The following is a 24,471-nucleotide window of genomic DNA, read 5'->3' on the forward strand; positions in this document are numbered from 1 at the left end:
CCCGAGCGGCGCAGAATGGCTCGGTCGAGAGGAGGCGGGACGAGTGACGCTGGCGCTCTACCGCAAGTACCGGCCGCGTACCTTCGCCGAGATGATCGGCCAGGAGCAGGTCACCGAGCCGCTGTCACAGGCGCTGCGCAGCGGGCGGCTCAACCACGCCTATCTCTTCTCCGGCCCGCGCGGCTGCGGCAAGACCTCCAGCGCCCGGATCCTGGCCCGTTCGCTCAACTGTGAGCAGGGCCCCACTCCCGAGCCGTGCGGCAAGTGTGAGTCCTGCCGCTCGCTGACCACCGACGGCGCCGGCTCGATCGACGTCATCGAGATCGACGCGGCCAGCCACGGTGGTGTCGACGACGCCCGCGAGCTGCGCGAAAAGGCGTTCTTCGCGCCGGCCCGCAGCCGCTTCAAGATCTACATCATCGACGAGGCGCACATGGTGTCGACGCAGGGCTTCAACGCCCTGCTCAAGCTGGTCGAGGAGCCGCCGGAGTACGTCAAGTTCATCTTCGCCACCACCGAGCCGGAGAAGGTCCTCGGCACGATCAGGTCGCGGACCCACCACTACCCGTTCCGGCTGTTCCCGCCGAAGGTGCTTCGGCCGTACCTGGAGCAGCTCACCGAGGCGGAGGGGGTGACCGTCGAGCCGGCGGTCTTCCCGCTGGTGGTGCGCGCCGGTGGGGGCAGCATGCGGGACAGCCTCTCGGTGCTCGACCAGCTCATCGCCGGTGCCGGGCCGGAGGGGGTCACCTACGCCCGGGCCGCCGCGCTGCTCGGGGTCACCGACGCCGCGCTGATCGACGAGATGTGCGACGCGCTGGCCGCCGGGGACGGCGCCGCCGCGTACGCCACCGTCGACCGGGTCGCCGAGGCCGGGCACGACCTGCGCCGGTTCGCCTCCGACCTGCTGGAACGGCTGCGCGATCTGATCGTGCTCCAGCAGGTGCCGGACGCCGCCGCGAAGGGCCTCATCGACGGCCCGGCCGACCAGATCGAGCGGATGGCCGCGCAGGCCTCCCAGCTCGGTCCGGGCACGCTCTCCCGCTGCGCCGACATCGTGCACGACGGCCTGGTGGAGATGCGCGGCACCACCGCGCCCCGGCTGCTGCTGGAGCTGATCTGCGCCCGGATGCTGCTGCCCGGCGCGGACGACTCCACCGGCGGCCTGCTCCAGCGCTTGGAGCGGATGGAACGCCGGCTCACCCTGAGCGGCGCCGACGCGCCGTCGGCCGCCGCCGGCTCCGCCCCGGCGACCCACCCGGCGGTACGCGCACAGCAGGCCTCCCCGTCCCCGGCACCCGCTGCCGCCCCGACCTCCGCACCCCCGTGGGCGGTCGACCCGGCCCCGAACACCCCGTCATCGGCCCCGAGCACTCCCGCCTCGGCCGCTGACACGCCGATCCCGGCGTCCCCCGGTGCGTCGGCGACCGTCGATCGGGCCGTACCCGTCTCGCCAGCCGGGCCCGGCTCGCCCGGTGGGTCGCCGGCCCCCCGCCGCGCGGTGCCGTCGTCGGCGGTGCTTCCCGACCCGGCGACGCCGGCGCCGCCCCGACCCGGTGCGCCGGCCGCGGCGCTGGACGCCGTCGCGGTCCGCCGGGTCTGGCCCGACGTGGTCGGCAAGGTCAACCGGACCAACAAGCGGATCGCGGCCCTGATGCGCGACGCGGTGGTGCGCGACCTCGACGGCGACACGCTGGTGCTGACGGTCAAGTCCACCGTGCTGGCCAAGATGATGGCCGACCACTCGGCGGTGCTCACCGACGCGCTCTACGAGGAGTTGGGCGGGCGCTGGCAGATTCGTTGCGAGGTGGCCGGCGAGCGGGGCGGCGTCTCGCTGTCCGGCCCGCCGCGTTCGCAGGCCGCCGCGCCGGCCCGACCCGCTTCCTCGCCGACGCAGGCGGACGCCTCACCCACACCGACGAATGCGACCGCCGCCCCCGGCCCGACCGGCGGTCCGGATTCCCGCGCTGGTCTGCCCGGGGGCGCGTCCGGTGCGCCGGGCGTTTCCGGTGTCTCCTCCGGCGCCGGTGCCAACGGAAACGCCCCCAACGGTCGCGCCACGGGTCGGCAGCCCGGCGGGCAGCGGTCCGGGTCGGCTCCGCCGGCCGAAGCCGAGGACGACTGGCCGGAGGCGGCCCGCCCCGGTGGCAGCGCCCCCGCCGCCGCGCCGACGGATGACGAGGACTGGCCGGAGGCCGCCCGACCGGGCGGCGTCGTCGCCGACACCGCGCCGGCCGGCGCCAGCTCGGCACCCGCCGGCGCGAACGGCACGGACCAGGGCGGCCCCGACGCGACGGCCGCCGGTGCGACCAGCACCGACCTGGGCCGCGCGGGTGAAAGCGGCACCGGCGCGACCGGCGGCGGTAAGCCGAACGCGCGGGCCAACCCCACACCGGCGGCCCGCCAGCCCGCCGCTGGCGGCGCACCGGTGAGCAGCGCCATCGCCGCCGCCCGCGCGGCAGCGGCGGGGCGCGGTCCGCGTACCGGAGCGACGGCCCGGCCCACGGCGGACGCCGAATGGGCCGGCGAACCGCCCTACGACCCGGACTTCGACGGTCCGTTGCGCGGTGCCAAGCCGGGTGCCGCGGCACCGGCGGCCACCCCGACCTACGAGGGGTTCGACCCGGGCGACGAGCCGCTGGACGAGGTCATCGACGAGAAGACCGCCCGGGAGTCCAGCGAGGAGCAGGCGGTACGGCTGCTCCGCGAGACGTTCGGGGCCGAGAAGATCGACGAGGTCGACGCCCGCTAGCGGCGCTGCCAGCGATGATCATTGGACGGTCGGCGCTGCCGACCGGGTGCGCTGCGCCCGCCGCCGGGTGGCTCGGCGAGCAGGACACCGAGGCAGCAGGCCCAGAGCGGGAAGGGCAGCACGGCGACCCGTTCCATGCCGCCCACCCCGATCCCGAGACCCTGCTGGGCGAAGAACAGCACCGTCCCGACCAGCGCGGTCAGCCCGGCGGTGAGGGTGAGCCGGCGCCACCGGCCGAGCATCGTGGTGCCCGGTGCCAGCCCGGCGAGGAGCAGGCCGAGGTTGCCCACTCCCATGATCAGGACAGCGCCGAGGACGTGCCGGTTCTCGTCGACGTCCGCTGGGTAGACGGCTGCCAGCGCGTACCCGCCGGTGGCCAGCAACAGCAGCGTCTGGGCCGACCGCACCACGCCGCCGCGACCGAGGATCCGCCCGGTCAGCAGGAGCCCGGCGGCGAGCAGAACGGCGGTGGCCAGCGTGGCGGTGTTCATCAGTGGGTGCCAGGGCGAGCAGACGTAGCGGGGTCGGCTGCTGTCCCAGATCCCGCAGTGGACGTTGCCGAGGTCGCTGATGTTGTGGGTGGCCCAGCTGTAGGACGGGTGGCGCCAACGAAGGCCGGTGACCAGGTTGGCGGCGAGGAAGATTGGTACGGCCGCCACCCAGCACAGCGCGCCGACCCGGGTGGTGCGGTTGAGGTTCATGCCGACGAGCAGACCAAACCGGCGGGTGTTGCCGCACTACGCGTAGGTGGCCGGTTCCGGGTAGTGACAGGTGTACTCCTTCCGGCTCCGGCGTGGGCGGACGCACCGGGCGGGGCGGGGTCGGTCCCAGCGGATAGGCTGGGCGGCGGCCGAGCAGACGAGTGCGAGAAGGAGCCATCCGTGCGCCCAGGTGGACAGCCGAACATGCAGCAGATGCTGAAGCAGGCGCAGAAGATGCAGCAGCAGATCGCCGCCGCCCAGGCCGAGCTGGCCGAGGCCGAGCTGACCGGCACCGCCGGCGGTGGGCTGGTCACCGCGACCGTCTCCGGTTCCGGGGAGCTCAAGGCCATCAAGATCGACCCGAAGGCCGTCGACCCGGACGACGTGGAGACGCTGGAGGACCTGGTCGTCGCGGCCGTGCACAACGCCGCCGAGGCGGCGCGTGAGCTGACCGAGCGCAAGATGGGTCCGGTCACCGGTGGCATGGGCGGCCTCGGCCTGCCCGGTTTCTGAGCCGGCAGATGTACGAAGGTGCCATCCAGGATCTGATCGACGAGCTGGGTCGGCTGCCGGGCGTGGGCCCGAAGAGCGCCCAGCGGATCGCGTTCCACGTCCTGTCGGCGGATCCGGCCGACGTCAACCGGCTGGCCGGCGCGCTGCGCAAGGTCAAGGAGCTGGTGCGGTTCTGCACGACCTGCTACAACGTGGCCGAGTCCGAGCAGTGCCGGATCTGCCGCGACCCACGCCGTACCGACGAGGTGCTGTGTGTGGTGGAGGAGCCCAAGGACGTGGTGGCCATCGAGCGGACCGGTGAGTTCCGCGGCCGCTACCACGTGCTCGGCGGCGCGATCAATCCGCTGGAGGGGATCGGTCCGGACAACCTGCGCATCCGGGAGCTGATGACCCGGCTGAGTGGCGGCAAGGTGCGCGAGCTGATCCTGGCGACCGACCCGAACACCGAGGGCGAGGCGACCGCCACCTACCTGGCGCTGATGGTGAAGCCGATGGGGATCGCGGTGACCCGGCTGGCGAGCGGGCTGCCGGTCGGCGGTGACCTGGAGTACGCCGACGAGATCACCCTCGGCCGGGCTTTCGAGGGGCGCCGGGCCGTCTGATTCGTACCCCCGGGGGTGGTGTCGTCCCTGACGATGCCACCCCCGTCGCGGTGCCCCGCCCCGCGCGGATCGATGTGTCGCCCCATGTGTTCGTCGTGCCGTCGACTGTCAGACCCCCGCGCAAGGTGTCGGCTTGATAGCGATTGCCTGACGCCAGTTCCGCTTCGCGTGTGACATGTCATAGCCTCCCGCACACGGACCGAGCCACAACTCGGCGTGGTCATGCGCATGACAGAGGTGAGAGATGCAGGCGAGAAGGCTTAAAACGGCTGTGGCCATCGCGGCCGTTGCCGCTCTGGCGGTCGGCGCGGCCGGCTGCGCGGAGAGCGAGCGCGACGGCGACAGTGGCGAGGCCAAGACTGGCGGCACCTTCATCTTCGCGGGTGCCGGTGACCCGAAGAACTTCGATCCGATCTTCAACGATGACGGTGAGTCGTTCCGGCCGGTCCGGCAGATGTTCGACACCCTGGTGAGCCACAAGCCGGGCACCGCGGAGCTGCAGGGCGGCCTGGCTGAGAGCTGGGAGCACGACCCGGACGGCAAGGTCTGGACGTTCAAGCTCCACCAGGGCGTGAAGTTCCACGACGGTACGCCGTTCAACGCCGCTGCGGTCTGCTTCAACTTCGACCGCTGGTACAACATGAAGGGCGCTGCCGCCCAGTCCCAGATGATCTACTACATGGACACCTTCGGCGGGTTCGCGAAGAACGAGGCCGAGGGCGCCGGCGAGTCGATCTACAACAAGTGCGAGGCCAAGGACGACGGGACCGCCGTCCTGACCCTGAACAAGTACAAGGGCGCCTTCCCGGGCGCCTTCGCGCTGACCTCGCTCTCGATCGCGAGCCCCGAGGCGCTGGGGAAGTACGACGCCAACACGGTGAAGCAGAACGGCGACTCGTTCGAGTACAGCGCCTTCGCCACCACCAACCCGGTGGGCACCGGCCCGTTCACCTTCGGTGGCTGGGACAAGGCCAAGAACGAGATCACCCTGAACCGGAACCCGGACTACTTTGGCGAGAAGGCCAAGGTGGACAAGATGATCATCAAGGTCATCAAGGACGAGAGCACCCGCAAGCAGGAGCTCCGTGCCGGCACCGTCCAGGGCATCGACTTCCCGGCCCCGGCCGACCGCACGGCGCTCGAGGGTGAGGGCTTCCAGGTCATCAACCGCCCGGCGTTCAACGTCCTCTACCTGGGCATCAACCAGAAGAACCCGAAGCTGAAGGACCTGCGGGTGCGCCAGGCCATCGCCTACGCGCTCAACCGCCAGCAGCTGGTGCAGACCAAGGGCCCGGGTGGCGCCAAGGTCGCCGACGAGTTCATGCCGGACACCGTGCTCGGCTACGCCCCGGACGTGCAGAAGTACGAGTACAACCCGGACAAGGCGAAGCAGCTGCTCAAGGAGGCCGGCGCCGAGGGTCTGACGCTGAACTTCTACTACCCGCCGGACGTCTCCCGGCCGTACATGCCGAACCCGCAGGAGATCTTCACCGTCCTGGCCAACGACCTGCAGGCCGTGGGCATCAAGGTCAACGGTGTGCCTCGCCCGTGGAACGGTGGCTTCAAGGACGACGTGCAGCAGTTCGGCAAGCACGACCTGCACATCCTCGGCTGGACCGGTGACTACAACGACCCGGGCAACTTCGTCGGCACGTTCTTCGGCCGCGGCAAGGCCGAGTTCGGCGACCAGTCGATGACCGAGATGTTCGAGGCCATCACCAAGGCCGACGCCACCGTCGACGAGGCGGGCAAGAAGGCGGCTTGGGAGCAGGTCAACAAGGACATCGCCGCCAAGTGGCTGCCGGCCGTGCCGGTCTGGCACGCGCCGCCGGCCATCGTCGTCACCAAGGATGTCAAGGGCCTGGTGGCCAGCCCGCTGACCGACGAGCGGTTCAACACGGTCAGCGTCGCCAAGTGACGTACGTCGGCTGACGCCGTAGGCGCGAATCGGCCCGGTCCGGGGCTCCTTCCCCGGTCCGGGCCGATTCCGCGATCATCGAGAGTCTGGTGTGTGAGAGATGTTGCGAGTCATAGTCCGCCGCCTGCTACAGCTGGTGGTGACGCTGATAGCGCTGTCGGCGCTGATCTTCATCTGGCTGCGGAATCTGCCCGGCGGCCCGGTGGAGGCGCTCCTCGGCGAGCGGGGCACGCCCGAACGCCGCGCCCTGCTGACCAAGGCCCTCGGCTACGACCAGCCGGTCCTGGTGCAGTACGGCAAGTTCATGCAGCGGGTCGTCACCGGCGACTTCGGCAACTCGATCCGGACCGGTGACCCGGTCACCGAGGTCATCAGCCGTGCGTTCCCGGCCACGATCGAGCTGGCTCTCGCCGCGATGATCATCGCGGTCGGCCTCGGGGTGCCGCTCGGCTACCTCGCTGCCCGCTGGCGGGGACGTTCCCTGGACAATCTCACCATTGCCGGCACCCTGCTCGGCATCTCGATCCCGATCTTCTTCCTGGGTTACCTGCTCAAGGATGTCTTCACGCAGAACATCCACTGGTTCCCGCCGTCCGGACGGCTCACCACGGGTCTGGACAACACCAACGTCACCGGCTTCTTCGTGCTCGACGGCCTGCTCACCCGGGAGTTCGACGCGAGCGCCGACGCGCTGTGGCACCTGATCCTGCCGGCGATCACGCTCGCCACGATCCCGCTCGCGGTGATCGTGCGGATCACCCGTGCCAGCGTGCTGGACGTGCTCAACGAGGACTACGTGCGGACCGCCGAGGCGAAGGGCCTGCGGCACCGCACCATCCGCGGCCGGCACATCCTGCGCAACGCGCTGCTGCCGGTGGTCACCACCATCGGCCTGCAGACCGGTGCGCTGCTCTCCGGCGCGGTGCTCACCGAGAAGGTCTACAACTGGGGCGGCCTCGGCACGCTGATCACCGACTCGATCAGCGGCGGCCGGGACTATCCGGTGCTCCAGGCGATCATCCTGCTCGCCGCGATGGTCTTCGTGGTGGTCAACCTGCTGGTCGACCTCTCCTACGCCTTCATCGACCCGAGGGTGCGTGTGCGATGAGTGACCCGATCACCCAGGCCGGCACGCCGGCTCCCCGCAGTGGGGACGACAAGCCACGCCCCGGCATGAGCGAGCGCAGCATCGGCCTGCTCGGCGACCGCAAGAAGGCCCGCCTGGATGAGCTGGCCCAGGCGAGCGCGGCCGACCGGGGCGGAATCAGCCTCGTCCGCGATGCCGTGCGCCGGCTGCGACGCAACCCGGTGGCGATCGTCGGAGCCAGCATCGTGGGTCTGTTCGTCCTGGTGGCGATCTTCGCTCCGCTGATCGCCCAACACGACCCGGTGCAGCGCTTCGACGAGCTGACCAGGAACCTCACCGTGGATTCCATCCCGGGCGCCAGCGGCGAGTTCCCGTTCGGCTCCGACCCGCTCGGCCGGGACTTCCTGTCCCGGATGATCTACGGTGCCCGGCAGACGCTCTTCGTCGGCGTCCTCGCCACCCTCATCGGTCTCGCGCTCGGCGTGCTGCTCGGCGCGATGGCCGGTGCCTTCGGCGGTTGGGTCGACGTGGTCCTGATGCGGCTGACCGACGTGATGCTGGCCCTGCCCAGCCTGCTGCTCGCGATCACCCTGGTCGCGATGGCCAGCCGGTCGAGCCAGTGGACGGTCATCTTCGCGGTGGCCATCGTGAACGTGCCGATCTTCGCCCGACTGCTGCGCGGCGCGATGCTGGCCCAGCGGGAGAGCGACCACGTGCTCGCCGCCCGCGCGCTCGGCGTCAAGCAGCGCAACATCGTGCTGCGGCACATGCTGCCCAACTCGCTGACCGCGGTGATCGTGCAGGCCACCCTGACCTTCGCGGTGGCCATCCTGGACGCCGCGGCGCTCTCCTTCCTGGGCCTCGGTGACCCGGACATCAACCGGGCCGAGTGGGGCCTGATGCTCGGCGTGGACGGTCAGCGCTACTTCGAGGTCCGCCCGGAGCTGGCGTACTACCCGGCGCTCGCGATCATCGTGGTCGCGCTCGGCTTCACCCTGCTGGGCGAGGCGATGCGCGAGGCGATCGACCCGAAGAACCGGCGGTGACGGCGGTGCGAGTGAACAGCACGACCAACGAGCGCCAGTGGCGAGCGCGAGGAGTGAGCTTGCGGGACCCGCAGTCGCGAGCGCCGCGCCAGTGCAGTGAGGAAGTGACCCGATGAGCCTGCTCGACGTCCGTGACCTGAGCGTGGTGTTCCAGCGACGCGGCGAGCGGCCCTTCACCGCCGTCGACAAGGTCAGCTTCACCGTGGAGCCGGGCCAGACCGTCGGCCTGGTCGGCGAATCCGGCTGTGGCAAGAGCGTGACCAGCCTGGCGATCATGGGCCTGCTGCCCAAGCGGGGCAACAAGGTCACCGGGGAGGTGCTCTTCGAGGGCGCCGACCTGCTGAAGCTGCGGCCGGACGACATGCGCGACCGGCGCGGCCGGGAGATCAGCATGATCTTCCAGGACCCACTGTCGTCGTTGAACCCGGTCATCCCGATCGGGATCCAGGTCGCCGAGGTGCTGGAGCGCCACCAGGGTCGGGACCGCAAGCAGGCGTTGCGGGAGGCGCGGGAGCTGCTCGACGCGGTCGGGATTCCGGATCCGCAGCGGCGGCTCAGCGAGTACCCGCACCAGATCTCCGGCGGGATGCGCCAGCGCGCGTTGATCGCCATCGCGTTGGCCTGCAAGCCTCGGCTGCTGATCGCCGACGAGCCGACCACCGCGCTCGACGTGACCATCCAGGCGCAGATCCTCACCCTGCTCAAGCAGCTGGTCGATGAGACCGGCACCGCGCTCGTCATGATCACGCACGATCTGGGCGTGGTGGCCGGCCTCTGCGACACGGTCAACGTGCTCTACGGCGGCAAGGTGGTCGAGCGGGCACGACGGCACGAGCTGTTCGCGCACGCCCGGCACCCGTACACGCACGGGCTGCTCAACTCGGTGCCCCGGCTCGACTCACCGCGTGGTGAGCGGCTCCACGCGATCCGCGGGTCGGTCTCCGACAACATCCCGTGGGCCGAGGGGTGCGCCTTCGCGCCGCGCTGCGACAACGTCGTGGACGCGTGCCTGGAAGGGCCTCCGCCGCTCGAACCCACCGCCACCGGCGGCGACATCCGCTGCAACAACCCCGTCTCCGAGGAGGTGGCGGTCCGATGACCGAACAGACCGGACCTCTGGTCGAACTGCGCGACGTCAAGGTCCACTTCCCGATCAAGAGCGGCCTGCTCTTCGACCGCACCGTCGGGTACGTCTACGCGGTGGACGGCGTCTCGCTGAGCATTCAGGCGGGTGAGACGTACGGCCTGGTCGGCGAGTCGGGCTGCGGCAAGTCGACGCTGGGCCGGGGCCTGCTGCGACTGGTCGAGCCGACCGACGGCGAGATCGTTTTCGACGGCACCGACGTACGTTCGCTCAAGGGCGAGTCGATGCGTCAGGCCCGGCGCCGGATGCAGATGATCTTCCAGGATCCGCTGTCCAGTCTCGACCCCCGCCAGTCGGTGGAATCGCTGCTGGTCGAGGGGCTCAAGGCGCACGGCCTGGCCGGTGACAAGGCCGAGACGAACCGGCGGCTGCGCGAGACGCTGGAGGCGGTCGGCCTGCCCGCGTCGGCGCTGAGCAAGTACCCGCACGAGTTCTCCGGCGGTCAACGCCAGCGAATCGGCATCGCCCGGGCGCTGGTGCTCGACCCGGACCTGATCGTCGCCGACGAGCCCGTCTCCGCACTGGACGTGTCGATCCAGGCCCAGGTGCTCAACCTGCTGGAGGACCTGCAGAACGAGCGCGGCCTGACGTACCTGATCATCGCTCACGACCTGGCGGTGGTCCGGCACATCGCCGACACGGTGGGCGTCATGTACCTCGGCGGGCTGGTGGAGGAGGCGTCCAGCGACGACCTGTACCGCGAGCCGATGCACCCGTACACGCGGGCGCTGATGTCCGCGGTGCCGGTACCGGACCCGGTGGTCGAGGATCGTCGGGAGCGGATCCTCCTCGCCGGCGACCTGCCCTCGCCGACCAACCCGCCGTCGGGCTGCCGGTTCCACACCCGGTGCCCGTGGGCGCAGCCGACCCGCTGCGCGGACGAGCGGCCGGCTCTACGCGACGTGGTCGGCGGGCACCGGGTGGCCTGCCACTTCGCCGAGGACATCGCCGCCGGCCGGAAACGGCCGCACGAGGTCGAGGTGGAGCTGGTCCGCCCGACCGAGGGCACCGGCCCGGTCGACCCGCCGGGCGAGCTGATCCCGACCCCGTGACGCAGCCAGGGGCCGTCCTGTCACAGGACGGCCCCTGGGCACTGCGGCCTGGCGTGCCCCGGCGTGGGGCTCAGCCCTCCGGACGGTGCAGCAGGGCCACCGCGACGCCGTGCACCGCGTCGAGACCCGCCGGGTCGGGCAGCGGCACCGAGCCGCCGGTCACCGCGTACCACTCGTCCGCGTCCTTGTACTGCACGTTCAGCGTGACCCGGCCGTCGGCGTAGCTGGTGCGCAGTGTCAGCTCCCCGGTCACCACACCCACCTCGTCGGTCATCACTCCGCCCGGCCCGGGGACGATGTCCGCGGTACGCGTGGCGCCGCTGGCCGCGTCCGCATCCATGCCGGCGCCCGGCGTCGCGGTGTCGGGCGGGTTGGGGCCGTCCGCGTTCATCCCCGCACCGGGCACCGTGCCGGCGGTGCCGGTGCTGCCGTCCACGGTCATGCCCGCGGTCGCCGGTCCGGCCGGCGCGCTGCCGGCCGCAGCCGCGTCGTCGCCGCCCGCGTCCGGCGTCTGCTCCGGGGCGGGGGTTCCCCCAGCGCCCGTCACGGCTTGTTCGCCCATGTGCAGCCCTCCAACATCTCGGTCAGGGCGGTCTTCTCGGCGCTGGTCACCGTCAGCCGCCAGTGGTGCTTGACCGTCACCCAGCTCTCGGCGTACTGGCACCAGTACGACCGGTTCGCCGGTTTCCACTGGGACGGGTCCTGGTCACCCTTTGCCCGGTTGGAGGACGCGGAAACCGCGAGGAGCTGAGGCCGCGTCGTGTCGTTGGCGAAATCGCCGCGCTTCGCGTCGTTCCACTCGTCGGCACCCGAACGCCACGCGTTGGCCAGCGGCACCATGTGGTCGATGTCCACGTCGGAGGGATCGGTGGCGCTGCGACCGTCGTACACGCTCTCCCAGCGCCCGCCGACCACATTGCAGCCGGAGAGCTTCACGTCCTTGCCGTCGCGCTGCAGGATGGTGTCCCGCACGTCGCAGTTCTTGCCGGTGTTCCGCCAGTGCGGGAAGTGCTCACGGCTGTAGCCCTTCATCGAGCCGGCGCTGGCGACCGTCAGCTGGCCCAACTGCTCAACGGCGTTGCTGCCGCCACCCGGTGGCGCGGTGTCCGGCTCATCGGGCGGGACGCAACCGGCCACGCCGAGCGCCAGCGACGCGACGAGCGCGGCCACCGCCGCGCGCGGTCCTGATCTGGTACGCACAGACGACACCTCTCCAGCTTGCGGTCTCCCGGCGATTGCGCACAGTACCCGGGGATGGTTTCGGCGTTTCGTGGCGTCTCCCACATGCTGCAAGGCAGATTGGTGGGATGACCGCACCCGTACCGGCGCCGGCACTGCGGATGGGGACCGCCGCCGGCCGGGGGACCCTGCTCGCCACCGTGCTCGCCTCCGGCATGGTCTTCCTGGACAGCACGGTCGTCAACGTGGCGCTGCCGAAGCTCGGCCAGGACCTCGGCGCAAACGTGGCGGATCTGCAATGGACCGTCAACGGCTACCTGCTGATGCTGGCGGCGTTCGTGCTGCTCGGCGGCGCGCTCGGGGACCGCTTCGGCCGGCGACGGGTCTTCCTGACCGGGGTGGTCTGGTTCACCGCCGCCTCGGTGCTCTGTGGGCTTGCCCAGGGCACCAGCTGGCTGATCGCGGCCCGGTTCCTCCAGGGCGCCGGCGGGGCCCTGCTCACCCCCGGATCGCTGTCGGTGCTCCAGGCCAGCTTCCACCCGGACGACCGGGGTCGGGCGATCGGCGCCTGGGCCGGGCTGTCCGGCGTGTCCACCGCACTGGGTCCGTTCATCGGCGGCTGGTTGATCGACACGCTGTCCTGGCGGTGGATCTTCTTCCTCAACCTGCCGATCGCCGTGCTGGTACTGCTGGCGGCCCTGCGCTGGGTGCCGGAGAGCCGGGACGAGAAAGCATCCCGGACCGTGGGACCGGGCCGGACCCGACGCCGGTTCGACGTGGCCGGGGCGCTGCTCGGCGCGCTCGCGCTCGCCGGCGTCACGTACGCCCTGATCGACGCGCCGGCGCGCGGCTTCGACTCGGCCGTGGTGGTGGTCGCGGCACTGGTCGGTGTGCTAGCCGCGGTGGCCTTCGTGCTGCTGGAACGGCGGCGCGCAGACACCGCGATGCTGCCCACCGGGCTGTTCAGCAGCCGGCTCTTCTCGGTGCTGAACATCTTCACCGTGGTGGTCTACGCCGCGCTCAGCGGCTTCACCTTTTTCTTCGCCGTCTACCTGCAGAACGTGGTCGAGTGGTCGGCCTTCCGCACCGGGATCGCGCTGCTGCCGATGACGGTGCTGCTGCTGATCGGCTCCGCCCGGGCCGGCGCGCTGTCGGCGCGGATCGGCCCGCGGCTGCCGCTGGCCGTCGGACCGGCGGTGGCGGCCGTCGGTCTGCTGTTGCTGCGCGGCGTCGGCCCGGGCGCGTCGTACTGGCGGGACGTGCTGCCCGGGGTGCTGCTCTTCGGTCTCGGGCTGACCCTGGTGGTGGCGCCGTTGACCGCGTCGGTGCTGGCCGCCCTGGAGGACCGGTTCTCCGGGGTGGCCAGCGGTTTCAACAACGCCGCGTCCCGGGCGGGCGGCCTGCTCGCGGTGGCCGCGCTGCCGCTGCTGGTCGGCCTCTCCGGCGGCGGGTACGAGCAGAAGGCCGACCTGACGCACGCGTTCCGGGGCGCGATGACCTGGTGCGCCGGCCTGCTGCTGACCGGCGCGGTGCTGGCCCTCGTCCTGGTCCACCGGCCGCCCCGCGCGGCCCCGCCGTCGCAGCCCTGCCACTCGCTGCCCGCCGCCACACCCCCGAAGTAAGGAAGGGCCCCTTATTAACGCCAGGCGTTAATAAGGGGCCCTTCCTTACACTTCGACGTCCGGAGGGTGCGTTCAGCCGCGGGCGCGGTTGACGGCGCTGGTGACCGCCTTGATCGAGGCGGTGACGATGTTGGCGTCGGTGCCCACGCCCCAGACCGCCCGGCCGTCCACCTCGCACTCCACGTACGCGGCGGCCTGCGCGTCCCCGCCGGAGGAGAGCGCGTGCTCGTGGTAGTCGAGCACCCGGACGCCCACCCCGACCGACTGGAGCGCGTTGACGTACGCGTCGATCGGGCCGTTGCCGACCGCGGCGAGCGAACGCTGCTCGGCGCCCACGCCGACCTGAGCCTCGATCTCGACCTTGCCGTCGGTGGTGCTGATCGTGTAGCCGGCCAGGCGTACGGCCGGGTCGGGCTGGTGGTCGAGCAGGTAGTGCGTCGCGAAGATCTCCCACATGGCGGCCGGGTCGACCTCGCCGCCGTCGTGGTCGGTGACCTGCTGCACCACGCCGGAGAACTCGATCTGGAGCCGGCGGGGCAGGTCCAGCTGGTGCTCGCTCTTCATGATGTACGCGACGCCGCCCTTGCCGGACTGCGAGTTGACCCGGATGACCGCCTCGTAGGTGCGGCCCAGGTCCTTCGGGTCGATCGGCAGGTAGGGGACCGCCCAGGTGTGCTCGTCCACCGGTACGCCGGCAGCCGCCGCGTCGGCGGTGAGGGCGTCGAAGCCCTTCTTGATCGCGTCCTGGTGGGAGCCGGAGAAGGCGGTGTAGACCAGGTCGCCGGCGTACGGGTGGCGTTCGTGCACCGGCAGCTGGTTGCAGTACTCCACGGCCCGCCGGACCTCGTCGATGTTCGAGAAGTCGATCATCGGGTCGATGCCCTGGGAGAAGAGGTTGAGCCCCAGCGTCACCAGGTCCACGTTGCCGGTGCGCTCGCCGTTGCCGAACAGGCAGCCCTCGATCCGGTCCGCGCCGGCGAGCAGGCCCAGCTCGGCGGCGGCCACGCCGGTGCCCCGGTCGTTGTGCGGGTGCAGGCTGAGCACCAGGCTGTCCCGGCGCGGCAGGTGCCGGTGCATCCACTCGATCGAGTCGGCGTACACGTTCGGCGTCGCCATCTCGACGGTGGCCGGCAGGTTGATGATCAGCTTCCGGTCGGGCGTCGGGTCGATCACGTCGATGACCCGGGCGCAGACCTCCACCGCGTACTCCAGCTCGGTGCCCGTGTACGACTCCGGCGAGTACTCGTAGTGGATGTCCGTGTCCGGGGTGTGGATTTCGGCGTACTTCTGGCAGAGCCGGGCGCCGGAGGTGGCGATGTCGGTGATGCCGTCCCGGTCCAGGCCGAAGACCACCCGACGCTGGAGGGTGGAGGTCGAGTTGTAGAAGTGCACGATCGCCCGCTTCGCACCGCGCAGCGACTCGAACGTGCGCTCGATCAGGTGCTCCCGGCACTGGGTGAGCACCTGGATGGTGACGTCGTCCGGGATCATGTCCTGCTCGATGAGCTGCCGGACGAAGTCGAAGTCGGTCTGGCTGGCCGACGGGAAGCCGACCTCGATCTCCTTGTAGCCCATCTGGACCAGCAGCTGGAACATCCGGCGCTTGCGCTCGGGCGACATCGGGTCGATCAGGGCCTGGTTGCCGTCCCGCAGGTCCACGGCGCACCAGCGCGGCGCGGCGTCGACGTGCCGGGTGGGCCAGGTGCGGTCCGGCAGGTCGACCCGGAACTGCTCGCGGTAGGGCTGGTAGCGGTGGTACGGCATCCGGCTCGGGCTTTGCCGGGCGATCGGATCGGTCTCAGCGTCGGTGACAGGTTGAGCCATCTCAGAGTGCTCCCTGGAACATGTGGCGTCAGCAGATCGGAAGGTGTCGGCGAGATGCCGGGCGACGGTGCGCGGCGGTGCCGAGAAGAAGTTCGGATGTGCTGGACGGCGCGATGCGACTCCGCGACGAGGTGCCGGCCGGTCAGGCCTCGTCGCGGCGGCTAAGGAGGAGAAGCGCCCGCCACATGACCAAGTAACCGTACGTGATGCGGCGAGGAGCGGGAAGGTAGGTCCGGATTATGGGACCGGGGTCATGACCTGCTCGGGGGCCACGGCACTCAGTCGCGGCGTCCGTTCGGCCCAGCCCACCACGGGTACGATCGCCAGCCCGACCAGCGCGAAGATCGCTGCCGCCGGTATCCAGCCCCACCCGCCGGTCGTCACCCCGAGCGCGGTCAACCCCGCCGGCGCGATCAGGTACTGCACCTGCGTGCCGAGCCGGAACGCCCCCACGTACGCGCCGCGCTGCGCGGCCGGCGGCAGGGTGGCGGTGAGCCCCCAGGTGCCCGCCGACTCGATCAGCTCGGCCAGGATCAGTAGCGTCGCGGCCGACACCAATACGACCAGGGTGAGCGCGCCCCGGGTCACCCCGGAGATCGGCAGGACCAGACAGAACAGGGCTATCAGTAGGGCACCCCGGCGGGAGGCCCGGGCCGCGCCCGGCGCAGTGTCGGCGTCCCGGCTGGCGCGTACCTGGAGCAGCACGATCAGGACCGTGTTGAGCAGGACCAGCCCGGCGATCACCGTCTTCGGGGCGTCGGTGTGGGTGAGGATCCAGAGCGGCAGCACCGTCAGGTAGAGCGTCTGGTGCGCGGTGAGCAGCCCGGAGAGCAGGGACACCGCCATGAACGGGCGGTCCCGGAGCACGGCGAGCCGGCCCATCGGCTCCACCGGCCGAGTCGTCTGGGGCAGCCGGGGCAGTCGCCGTACGAAGAGAGCTGTCACCAGGAACACCGCCGCGATGAACCAGACCATCCCCCGGTACGTCGCCATCGTGTCCACCGCCAGCACCAGGCCGCTGATCACCGCACCCAGCCCGAATCCGACGTTCAGCGACGAGCGCTGGTACGCCATCGCGGTGACCCGTTCGGCCGGGGGGAGTGCGTTGATCGAGTAAACCTGCCGGGCCACCCCGGTCGCGGCGTCCACGGCGGCCAGCGCCATCACCACGGCGAGAAAACCGGCGAAGCCGCCCACGAACGGGTAGGTCGCGAAGAGCGCCGCGTCCAGCACCAGCCCGAAAATCCAGACCCGCTGCGGTCCGTACCTGTCGGTGAGTCCGCCCAGCGGCACCGTACCCAGCAGCGACACCCCCGCCGCGATGGACAGCCCCAGCCCGACCTGGGCGGCGCTGAGCCCGAGCGCCCGGGTGAAGAAGACGGCGCTGCCGGCCTGGAACAGGCCGCCGCCGACGGCGCCGACCATGGCCTGCACCGCCAGGGCGCGGGTCAGCCCAGCCGGCGGTACGACGTTTCGGACGGCGGTGCGGATGGTGTCTCTGGCCCCCATGACCGGTGAGTGAAGCGTGCCCCCACGGGCCCGGTCGAGTCTTTTAGGCTGGACCGAATCCTGAGCCCGGGGGTGCGTGTGTCCGAGTTGCGGTTCAGCCTGGCCGACGTCGCGGGAGTGCGGCTCGCCGTGTCGCCGGCCAACGAGACGGTCATGAGCATGTGGGCACTGGCCAGCCCGGTCCGCTACGCGGTGCACCTGCCCTGGATCGACCGGGCCCGGGTGACGTTGCGTCGTCCAGAGGTGGCCCGCCGGGTCCGACCGCTGGTGGAGCTGACCCGGCCGCGTTGCTGGCTGCCCGACTTCCTCACCCCGGCGGCCCGGCCGAACATGGAGATGGCCGAGCAACTCGACCAGATCGCGGCGACGCCGCCGGACGTGGTGGTCCGGGATCTGCTGGCGACCACCCCGAGCCGACCGTTGAGCCCGTTCGGGCGGGCGCTGCTCGCCGATCCTCGTGGGCTGCTGCCGCAGCTCATCGGCGCGGTGCGGGTCTGGTACGACGAGGCGATCGCCCCGGACTGGCTGCGGATGCGCGCGCTGCTCGACGCCGACGTGGCGTACCGCGCCGCTCAGCTCGCCGAAGGCGGTGCCGGTCGGCTGTTCGAGCAGCTCCACCCGAGCCTGCGCTGGCTCGGCGACCGGGTGGTCACCGACGACCCGTTCAAGCGGGACTTCGACCTCCGCGATCGCGGGCTGGCGCTGAATCCGGGCGTGTTCACCGACCGGAGGGTGCTGTGGAACCTGCTGGAGGACTCGGTGCCGGCCGGGGCGTACCCGGTCCGGGCGGTCGGGACGCTCTGGGAGGCGACCGCGACGCCGCCCGGTGACCCGCTGGCACGCGTGGTCGGCCCCGGCCGGGCCGCGCTGCTGCACCTGCTCGACATGGCGACGACCACCACCGACCTGGCCCGACTCACCGGGATGTCCGCCGGAAACGTCTCCCAGCACCTGGCCGCCCTGCACGCCGCCGGCCTGGTCTCCCGGTCCCGACAGGGTCGGCACGTCCTCTATCGCCACACTGATGCCGCGAAGGTCCTGCTCCGGGCCAGCCGCGGCGGGTGACCCGATCAGGCGAGTAACAGGTCGACGACCGGGCGGCGGTGACGCAGGCCGGTCTCCCGCGCGCGCAGGTCGGCCGGGAGAGCGAACGGGTCCCCGAGCCGGCCGACAGCGGCGACCACCAGCGGGCGGACGCCGCCGGGCAGGTCGAGTTCGGTGGCGAGGCCGGTCTTGTCGAAGCGGGTGAGCTGGCGCACGTGCAGGCCGAGGGCGGTTGCCTGCAAAGTCAGGTGGGCCATCGCCTGACCGAGGTCGTATGCCGCCCGCTCGGCGTCGCCGCCGATGTGCGCGCCGACCACCAGGGTCGCGGCGTGCCGGACCCAGCCCTGGTCGCTGTCCGGGAGGTTGATCAGGATCCGTTTCCAGTTGTCGTCGTCCCGGTGGCCGAGGGCGAACCGCCAGGGCTGCCCGTTGTCCGCCGACGGCGCCCAGCGCGCCGCCTCCAGCAGCGAGGCCGCCTCGTCCGGAGTCAGGTCGGCACTCGGGTCGAAGGCCCGAGGGCTCCAGCGGAAAGCGAGCAGCGGGGTCAGGTCAGCCATGTCAAAAATCGTCCTTTACGGGTGATTCGCCACTCAGGGCGGCCTCTCGAAATGTGGTTAAACGCACCCGTAACGGAACGAAGATCAGAGCGTTCCCGCGCCCGGGCTGTCGGACGGGTCGGGCGTTGGCGGAGCCGCGGTGCCGAGCGGCTCCTCGTCCGCCACCGGACCGGCGAGCTGCACGGTGGCCGGAGCCGGACCGGGCGGAGCGGCGAGCTTCAGCGTCCCGGTCGCCGTCCGGACGCCGGTCGGCGTGCCGTCCCGGTCGTAGCAGTAGATGCCGACGTCCAACGGGGCGTTGAGCGAGGCGGAGGTGGAGTCCACCGAGTAGCAGGTGCCGGTGAGGCCCTCGGGCGTGTCGGCCGGGGCGACCGCGAGCGGCGCGCGCCGGTCGGTGAGCACGTCCAGCCAGTCGGTGAGCGGGTGCTGGACCTGCGGGTCCAGCCGACGCGGAAGCGCGTCGTCACGCTCGCCGAGGCGTACGCAGCGCGCCGGCTCCGGCCACCCCGTTGACGGCAGGGCGCACTGGAACAGCCCGTCGGCGGTGGCCGCCAGCGAGACGTCGGCGGTGCCCCCCAGCGCGCCACCCGGCACGTCCACCCGCCAACTGCCGTCATTCGCGCTGGTGAACACGATGGTGCGGTCCGGTTGACCGGCCCGGCTGAATGCGTACCGCGCCACCAGGTGGCGGTCCTGGGCGGCAGCTGCGAGCGCGGCCAATTCGTCCCGGGCCGCGTCCACCTCCACCGGCCCGGGATCGATGGGCGGCGGGGGCGAGGGCTGCTCGCTGGTGCAGGCGACCAGGAGCGCCGGCAGGGCGAACAGGAGCGGCCCGAGCACGCGGCCGGCCGAGCGGGTGAGGACGGGCACCGGCCCATTCTGGTGGGTCCCGGCGGCCGGTGGGGGCCGTCGCGTACGCGGCTCGCCCCGGCGTGTCGGGCCGGACCGCGCCCGCGTACCGCCCGAGCCCGCGGACCGGGCCGCCCGCGCCGCCCCCGGCCCGGTCGGGCCGGATGGTGGGATCACCCGACCCGGCGTGGCGGCCCGCCCGATACCCTCAAGGGGTCTGACACGCGCCGCCGGCCCCGGTTCCGGCGGCGTCGGCACGCTCAGGGTCACTGGGAGGGAGTGCACCGTCGTGGCACTCGTGGTGCAGAAGTACGGCGGGTCCTCCGTCGGCAACGCCGAGCGGATCAAGCGGGTGGCCGAGCGCATCGTCGCCGCCCGCAAGGCCGGCGACGACGTGGTGGTGGTGGTCTCCGCGATGGGTGACACCACCGACGAGCTCCTCGATCTGGCCAACCAGGTCAGCCCGCTGCCACCGGGCCGCGAGCTGGACATGCTGCTCACCGCCGGGGAACGGATCTCCATGGCGCTGCTGGCCATGGCCATCCACAACCTGGGGTACGAGGCACGCTCGTTCACCGGCTCGCAGGCTGGCGTGATCACCACTTCGGTGCACGGCCGCGCGCGGATCATCGACGTCACCCCCGGGCGGCTCAAGGGCGCGCTCGACGAGGGCGCGGTGGTCATCGTGGCCGGCTTCCAGGGCGTCTCGCAGGACACCAAGGACGTCACGACGCTGGGCCGAGGCGGTTCCGACACCACGGCCGTCGCGCTCGCCGCCGCGCTGCGCGCCGATGTCTGCGAGATCTACACCGACGTCGACGGCATCTTCACCGCCGACCCGCGGATCGTGCCCAACGCCCGGCACATCCGCCACATCACGTACGAGGAAATGCTGGAACTGGCCGCGTGCGGCGCGAAGGTTCTGCACCTGCGTAGCGTGGAGTACGCCCGGCGGGCGGGGTTGCCGATCCACGTCCGTTCGTCATACTCGACCAACACCGGCACGATGGTCACCGGATCGATGGAGGACCTTTCCGTGGAGCAGGCACTGATCACCGGGGTCGCGCACGACCGCAGCGAGGCCAAGATCACAATCGTCGGGGTGCCCGACGAGCCGGGTGCCGCCGCGCGGATCTTCGACACCGTCGCCGGCGCCGAGATCAACATCGACATGATCGTGCAGAACGTCTCCACCGAGGGCACCGGCCGGACGGACATCTCGTTCACCCTGCCCAAGACCGACGGTCCGACCGCGATGGCCGCGCTCAGCAAGATCCAGGAGCCGGTCAAGTTCAAGGGCCTGCTCTACGACGACCACGTCGGCAAGGTCTCGCTGATCGGCGCCGGCATGCGCTCGCACCCCGGTGTGGCCGCCGGCTTCTTCGCGGCCCTCGGCGCGGCCGGGGTCAACATCGAGATGATCTCCACTTCCGAGATCCGGGTCTCCGTGGTCTGCCGGGACACCGACCTCGACGCCGCCGTCCGCGCCATTCACGACGCGTTCGAGCTGGGCGGCGACACCGAAGCCGTGGTCTACGCGGGGACGGGTAGGTAGCGCCGATGACGGCGCTGCCCACCCTCGCCGTGGTCGGAGCGACCGGTGCCGTCGGCACCGTGATGTGTGAGCTGCTCACCGGGCGTCGCAACGTCTGGGGCGAGATCCGGCCGCTCGCCTCGGAGCGTTCGGTCGGGCGGCGGGTGCGCTGCCGGGGCGAGGAGCTCGTCGTCCAGGCGCTGACCCCGGAGGCGTTCGACGGCGTCGACGTGGCGATGTTCGACGTACCCGACGAGGTCTCCACCGAATGGGCGCCGGTCGCCGTCGCCCGTGGCGCGGTCGTGGTCGACAACTCCGGTGCCTTCCGGATGGACCGGGACGTTCCGCTGGTGGTTCCGGAGATCAACCCGGAGCAGGTCCGCAACCGGCCCCGGGGCATCATCGCGAACGCCAACTGCACCACCCTCGCGATGATCGTCGCGGTCGCCCCGCTGCACCGCGAGTACGGCCTGCGGGAGTTGGTGCTCGCCTCCTACCAGGCGGTGTCCGGGTCCGGTCAGGCCGGCGTGGACATCCTCCACGACCAGCTCGTCAAGGTCGCCGGGGATCGCTCGCTCGGATCCCGCACCGGCGACGTACGGCAGGCGGTCGGCGACGACGTGGGTCCGTTCCCGGCGCCACTGGCGCTCAACGTGGTGCCCTGGGCCGGCTCACCGGCCGACGGCGGCTGGTCGTCCGAGGAGATGAAGATGCGCAACGAGTCGCGCAAGATCCTCGGGCTGCCCGACCTGAAGGTCTCCGCCACCTGCGTCCGGGTGCCGGTGGTGACCGGCCACTCGGTGGCCGTGCACGCGGTCTTCGCCACCGAGGTGGACGCCGAAGGTGCCCGCGAGGCGCTGCGCAACGCCCCCGGGGTGATCCTGGTCGACGACCCCGCCGCCGGTGAGTTCCCGATGCCGATCGACGCCGTCGGCACCGACCCGTCCTGGGTCGGCCGGATCCGCCGCGCCCTCGACGACCCGCGCGCCCTCGACCTCTTCATCACCGGCGACAACCTGCGCAAGGGTTCGGCCCTGAACACCGCCCAGATCGCCGAACTCCTGGCCAAGGAACTGACCGCCTGAGCCGGCCCGTCCGGCCCTCCCGCCCGGACGAGCCGGGAGCCGGGTCAGGCGGCGGCCAGGTGGACGCCGTCTCTTCCCTGGCGCTTGACGGCGTAGAGGGCCTGGTCGGCGCGGCGGAGGGTGAGATCGGGCGACTCGCCGGGGCGGGGTAGTGCCACGCCCACGCTGATCGTGCGGCCGGTCCGCCGAGCCGCCTCGGTCAGCCGCTCGGCGATCCGGACTGCCTCCTCCGGGCGGCTCACCTCGATCACCGCGACGAACTCGTCACCGCCGATCCGGTACAGCTCGTCGCCGTGCCGCAGCGCCCCCTCCAGCGCCCGGGCCAGGCCGACCAGCACCCGGTCGCCGGCCTGGTGGCCGTACGTGTCGTTGACCGTCTTGAAACCGTCCACGTCGATCGCGAGCAGGGCCGTACGGCCAGGGGTGGCGGCCGCGATCCGCTGCCCGAACGGGCCGGTGTGCCGCAGCCCGGTCAGCGGGTCGGAGCTGGCCTGTTCCAGTAGCCGGGCCAGCGTGCGCAGCCGGTCCAGGCTGGTCCAGGCCTGCCGGGCGAGCAGCTCCATCAGACTGACCGTGGTCGGGTCGGGGCGCAGCAACCGCTCGTCGGCGACCAGCAGTAGCCCGCCCGCGTCCGTCGGCCCGACGGGAACGGCGACCAGCGTGCGCACCCCGGCCCGGGTCAACGGCCGGTAGTCCTCGGTCGGTGGCTGACCCGCCTCGCCCAGCGTGTACCCGGCGCCGTACCGGTGCGCCCGGTCGACCATCCGACCGAGCGCGGCCGGACCCGCCTCGGTCAGCTCGGCCCGGATCCGGGTCTCCAACTCGCCCGGGACCAGCGGCGACGGCCGCAGGAGGGCACCCTCCGGCCCGGCGATCAGCAGCACCGCGGTGGAGAGGGTGGAAACCTCCCGGGCGGCGCAGCTCGCCGCGCCCATCAGCTCCCGTTCGGTCGGCGCGGACGAGAGCGCGGCGGCGTGCCGGAGCAGCTTCTCGCTGCGGCTCTCCGCCGGCGGGCCGCCGAGCGCGACGATGCGCGCACCGAGCCGGGCGGCCAGCCGCTGCGCGGTCTCCCGCCACGGCTCCAGGTCGACCGGCCCGCTCCACTGCAGGTCGAGCACGCCGATCGCCCGGCCGGACGGATCAAGCACCGGCACGCACAGCTCCGCGGTCACGTCCGGGCGCACCGGCAGGTAGTCCGGGTCGGCGGTGACGTCCGGGACGACGGCCGCGACGCCGGTCGCGTACACCCGGCCGACGATCCCGGTCCCCGGCGGCACGGTGGCGAAGACCTGCCAGGCGCCGGTCGCCGCGACGCAGCGCAGCCGGTCGTGGACCTGGAGCAGCACGGAGATGGTCGCCGGGGTGTAGCGGGACAGCGCGGTGACCGTCCACCGGCAGGCCTCTTGCGCGCTCGACGCCATCGGCAGGCGGACGGTGACGTCACGGATGACTCGCTGATGATCCACTCGCACGTCGTTCCAGGTCGGGGAGGGGCCGGCCGGCGCCAAGCCACACGATCAAGCGTACCCACGGTCGCCCGGAGCCGGCCGAGCTTCGTACACATGTGCCATCCACAGGCTGTGGACGCAGCCTGTGGGCGGCGCGGGCCCCCGGACGGCGCCGGGCGGCGATAGCGTGGAGCCTCCGGCACCCAGGAGGCGGGCCATGCTCATCGCCCAGCTCAGTGACCCCCATCTGACCACCGGCGTGCTCGCCGCCGAGCGGGCCGCCGGGCTGCACAGCGCGCTCGGGCGGGTGCTCGCGCTGCGGCCTCGACCGGACTGCGTGGTGATCACCGGCGACCTGGTCGACCACGGCCGACCCGACGAGTACGCGGTGCTCCGCGAGCTGATCGGCCGGTTCCCGCTGCCGGTGCACCTGGTCGCCGGCAATCACGACGATCGGGAGTCCCTGCTCGACGCCTTCGGCGGCACGCCCTGGCTCGGCGGCGGATTCTCCGCCTACTACCACGTCGACCATGCGGCGGCGACCGTCGTGGTGCTCGACTCGCTCATCCCCGGCAGCGACGGCGGCCAGCTCGGCGAGGAGCAGCTCGGCTGGCTCGACGGCGTGCTGGCCGGCCGGCCCGAGGTGCCCGCGGTGGTCTGCCTGCACCACCCGCCAGTCGCGGTCGGCATTCCGGCGGCCGACGCCGTCCGGCTCGCCGACGGGGACGCGTTGGCCGAGGTGATCGGCCGGCACCGGCACGTCGTGCGGGTCGCCGCCGGGCACCTGCACCGCCCGGTCACCACGGGGTACGCCGGCACCGTGCTCACCGTGGCACCCAGCACCTGGCGGCAGAGCACGCTCACCATGAGCGCCGACGAGCTGATCGGCTGGGTCGCCGAGCCGACCGCCTTCCTGCTGCACGCGGTAGAGCCGGGCGGCTGCGTGACGCACACCGTGCAGGTGAGCCACTCCGCCGGCCAGACGTGCGGCTTCTGAGCGCGCCCGTC

Annotated in this window: 21 protein-coding genes; 13 read left to right on the forward strand and 8 right to left on the reverse strand. The window is 71.8% G+C overall.

Going from position 1 to position 24,471, the window contains the following annotated elements; translation table 11 throughout:
* Positions 1 to 43: 43 nt before the first annotated feature.
* The gene (locus tag ACFYPS_RS11265) at positions 44 to 2,749 is read left to right on the forward strand and encodes a DNA polymerase III subunit gamma and tau (protein ID WP_354963354.1); all 2,706 of its coding nucleotides are present in this window, start codon (positions 44 to 46) and stop codon (positions 2,747 to 2,749) included.
* Here ACFYPS_RS11265 and ACFYPS_RS11270 read toward each other — a convergent pair.
* Entirely contained in the window at positions 2,746 to 3,450 is a 705-nt protein-coding gene (locus ACFYPS_RS11270; RefSeq protein ID WP_354963355.1) for a DUF998 domain-containing protein, read from the reverse strand. The genes ACFYPS_RS11265 and ACFYPS_RS11270 overlap by 4 nt on opposite strands.
* Positions 3,451 to 3,654: 204 nt before the next feature.
* On the opposite strand from ACFYPS_RS11270, the gene ACFYPS_RS11275 reads away from it, so the two are divergent.
* The 7 genes from ACFYPS_RS11275 to ACFYPS_RS11305 all read left to right on the forward strand — a co-directional run bounded on the left by ACFYPS_RS11275 (position 3,655) and on the right by ACFYPS_RS11305 (position 10,812).
* On the forward strand, positions 3,655 to 3,963 hold the full coding sequence (locus tag ACFYPS_RS11275) for a YbaB/EbfC family nucleoid-associated protein (RefSeq protein WP_231931157.1): 309 nt from the start codon (positions 3,655 to 3,657) through the stop codon (positions 3,961 to 3,963).
* An 8-nt stretch (positions 3,964 to 3,971) separates the two neighbouring features.
* Positions 3,972 to 4,565, forward strand: a complete 594-nt coding sequence (gene recR, locus ACFYPS_RS11280; protein ID WP_354963356.1) for a recombination mediator RecR — start codon at positions 3,972 to 3,974, stop codon at positions 4,563 to 4,565.
* A 244-nt stretch (positions 4,566 to 4,809) separates the two neighbouring features.
* On the forward strand, positions 4,810 to 6,483 hold the full coding sequence (locus tag ACFYPS_RS11285; RefSeq protein WP_354963357.1) for an ABC transporter substrate-binding protein: 1,674 nt from the start codon (positions 4,810 to 4,812) through the stop codon (positions 6,481 to 6,483).
* Positions 6,484 to 6,583: 100 nt separating this feature from the next.
* On the forward strand, positions 6,584 to 7,591 hold the full coding sequence (locus ACFYPS_RS11290) for an ABC transporter permease (protein ID WP_354963358.1): 1,008 nt from the start codon (positions 6,584 to 6,586) through the stop codon (positions 7,589 to 7,591).
* Positions 7,592 to 7,656: 65 nt separating this feature from the next.
* Positions 7,657 to 8,616, forward strand: coding sequence for an ABC transporter permease (locus ACFYPS_RS11295; protein ID WP_387324612.1), 960 nt, complete (start codon positions 7,657 to 7,659; stop codon positions 8,614 to 8,616).
* 112 nt (positions 8,617 to 8,728) lie between these two features.
* On the forward strand, positions 8,729 to 9,715 hold the full coding sequence (locus ACFYPS_RS11300; RefSeq protein WP_354963359.1) for an ABC transporter ATP-binding protein: 987 nt from the start codon (positions 8,729 to 8,731) through the stop codon (positions 9,713 to 9,715).
* Entirely contained in the window at positions 9,712 to 10,812 is a 1,101-nt protein-coding gene (locus ACFYPS_RS11305; RefSeq protein ID WP_387324069.1) for an ABC transporter ATP-binding protein, read from the forward strand. The genes ACFYPS_RS11300 and ACFYPS_RS11305 overlap by 4 nt, the downstream gene beginning before the upstream one ends.
* 70 nt (positions 10,813 to 10,882) lie before the next feature.
* Here the strand turns inward: ACFYPS_RS11305 and ACFYPS_RS11310 are convergent, their stop codons facing one another.
* Together ACFYPS_RS11310 and ACFYPS_RS11315 are read right to left on the reverse strand one after the other, a co-directional pair.
* Positions 10,883 to 11,374, reverse strand: coding sequence for a hypothetical protein (locus ACFYPS_RS11310; protein ID WP_354963361.1), 492 nt, complete (start codon positions 11,372 to 11,374; stop codon positions 10,883 to 10,885).
* The gene (locus tag ACFYPS_RS11315; RefSeq protein ID WP_354963362.1) at positions 11,356 to 12,012 is read right to left on the reverse strand and encodes an HNH endonuclease family protein; all 657 of its coding nucleotides are present in this window, start codon (positions 12,010 to 12,012) and stop codon (positions 11,356 to 11,358) included. Before ACFYPS_RS11315 ends, ACFYPS_RS11310 begins: the two co-directional genes overlap by 19 nt.
* Positions 12,013 to 12,119: 107 nt before the next feature.
* On the opposite strand from ACFYPS_RS11315, the gene ACFYPS_RS11320 reads away from it, so the two are divergent.
* Entirely contained in the window at positions 12,120 to 13,613 is a 1,494-nt protein-coding gene (locus tag ACFYPS_RS11320; protein ID WP_354963363.1) for an MFS transporter, read from the forward strand.
* A gap of 72 nt (positions 13,614 to 13,685) precedes the next feature.
* On the opposite strand, the gene leuA is transcribed toward ACFYPS_RS11320, so the two are convergent.
* Positions 13,686 to 15,437 (reverse strand): 2-isopropylmalate synthase, encoded by a 1,752-nt coding sequence (gene leuA, locus ACFYPS_RS11325; protein ID WP_354963364.1) that lies wholly within the window; start codon positions 15,435 to 15,437, stop codon positions 13,686 to 13,688.
* Between the two features lie 237 nt (positions 15,438 to 15,674).
* Complete coding sequence (locus ACFYPS_RS11330; RefSeq protein ID WP_354963365.1) at positions 15,675 to 16,946, reverse strand: MFS transporter; 1,272 nt, start codon at positions 16,944 to 16,946, stop codon at positions 15,675 to 15,677.
* Positions 16,947 to 17,024: 78 nt separating this feature from the next.
* Here ACFYPS_RS11330 and ACFYPS_RS11335 point away from each other — a divergent pair, with 78 nt between their 5' ends.
* Positions 17,025 to 18,011, forward strand: a complete 987-nt coding sequence (locus ACFYPS_RS11335) for an ArsR family transcriptional regulator (protein ID WP_354963366.1) — start codon at positions 17,025 to 17,027, stop codon at positions 18,009 to 18,011.
* Between the two features lie 5 nt (positions 18,012 to 18,016).
* Here ACFYPS_RS11335 and ACFYPS_RS11340 read toward each other — a convergent pair whose 3' ends face one another.
* Positions 18,017 to 18,547 (reverse strand): nitroreductase family protein, encoded by a 531-nt coding sequence (locus tag ACFYPS_RS11340; RefSeq protein ID WP_354963367.1) that lies wholly within the window; start codon positions 18,545 to 18,547, stop codon positions 18,017 to 18,019.
* Positions 18,548 to 18,631: 84 nt separating this feature from the next.
* Positions 18,632 to 19,417: a hypothetical protein gene (locus tag ACFYPS_RS11345; RefSeq protein WP_354963368.1), complete on the reverse strand. Its 786-nt coding sequence runs from the start codon at positions 19,415 to 19,417 to the stop codon at positions 18,632 to 18,634.
* Between the two features lie 268 nt (positions 19,418 to 19,685).
* Between ACFYPS_RS11345 and ACFYPS_RS11350 the strand changes: the two genes are divergently transcribed.
* Together ACFYPS_RS11350 and ACFYPS_RS11355 are read left to right on the forward strand one after the other, a co-directional pair.
* Positions 19,686 to 20,951: an aspartate kinase gene (locus ACFYPS_RS11350; RefSeq protein ID WP_354963369.1), complete on the forward strand. Its 1,266-nt coding sequence runs from the start codon at positions 19,686 to 19,688 to the stop codon at positions 20,949 to 20,951.
* A 5-nt stretch (positions 20,952 to 20,956) separates the two neighbouring features.
* A complete protein-coding gene (locus ACFYPS_RS11355; protein ID WP_387324077.1) occupies positions 20,957 to 22,015 on the forward strand; it encodes an aspartate-semialdehyde dehydrogenase in 1,059 nt (352 codons plus the stop codon).
* 44 nt (positions 22,016 to 22,059) lie between these two features.
* Here ACFYPS_RS11355 and ACFYPS_RS11360 read toward each other — a convergent pair whose 3' ends face one another.
* Complete coding sequence (locus ACFYPS_RS11360) at positions 22,060 to 23,436, reverse strand: diguanylate cyclase (RefSeq protein ID WP_387324615.1); 1,377 nt, start codon at positions 23,434 to 23,436, stop codon at positions 22,060 to 22,062.
* Between the two features lie 244 nt (positions 23,437 to 23,680).
* Between ACFYPS_RS11360 and ACFYPS_RS11365 the strand changes: the two genes are divergently transcribed.
* A complete protein-coding gene (locus ACFYPS_RS11365) occupies positions 23,681 to 24,460 on the forward strand; it encodes a phosphodiesterase (protein ID WP_354963372.1) in 780 nt (259 codons plus the stop codon).
* The last annotated feature ends 11 nt before the right edge of the window (positions 24,461 to 24,471 follow it).

Source organism: Micromonospora sp. NPDC005087, from assembly GCF_042872965.1.
Lineage (GTDB): Bacteria > Actinomycetota > Actinomycetes > Mycobacteriales > Micromonosporaceae > Micromonospora.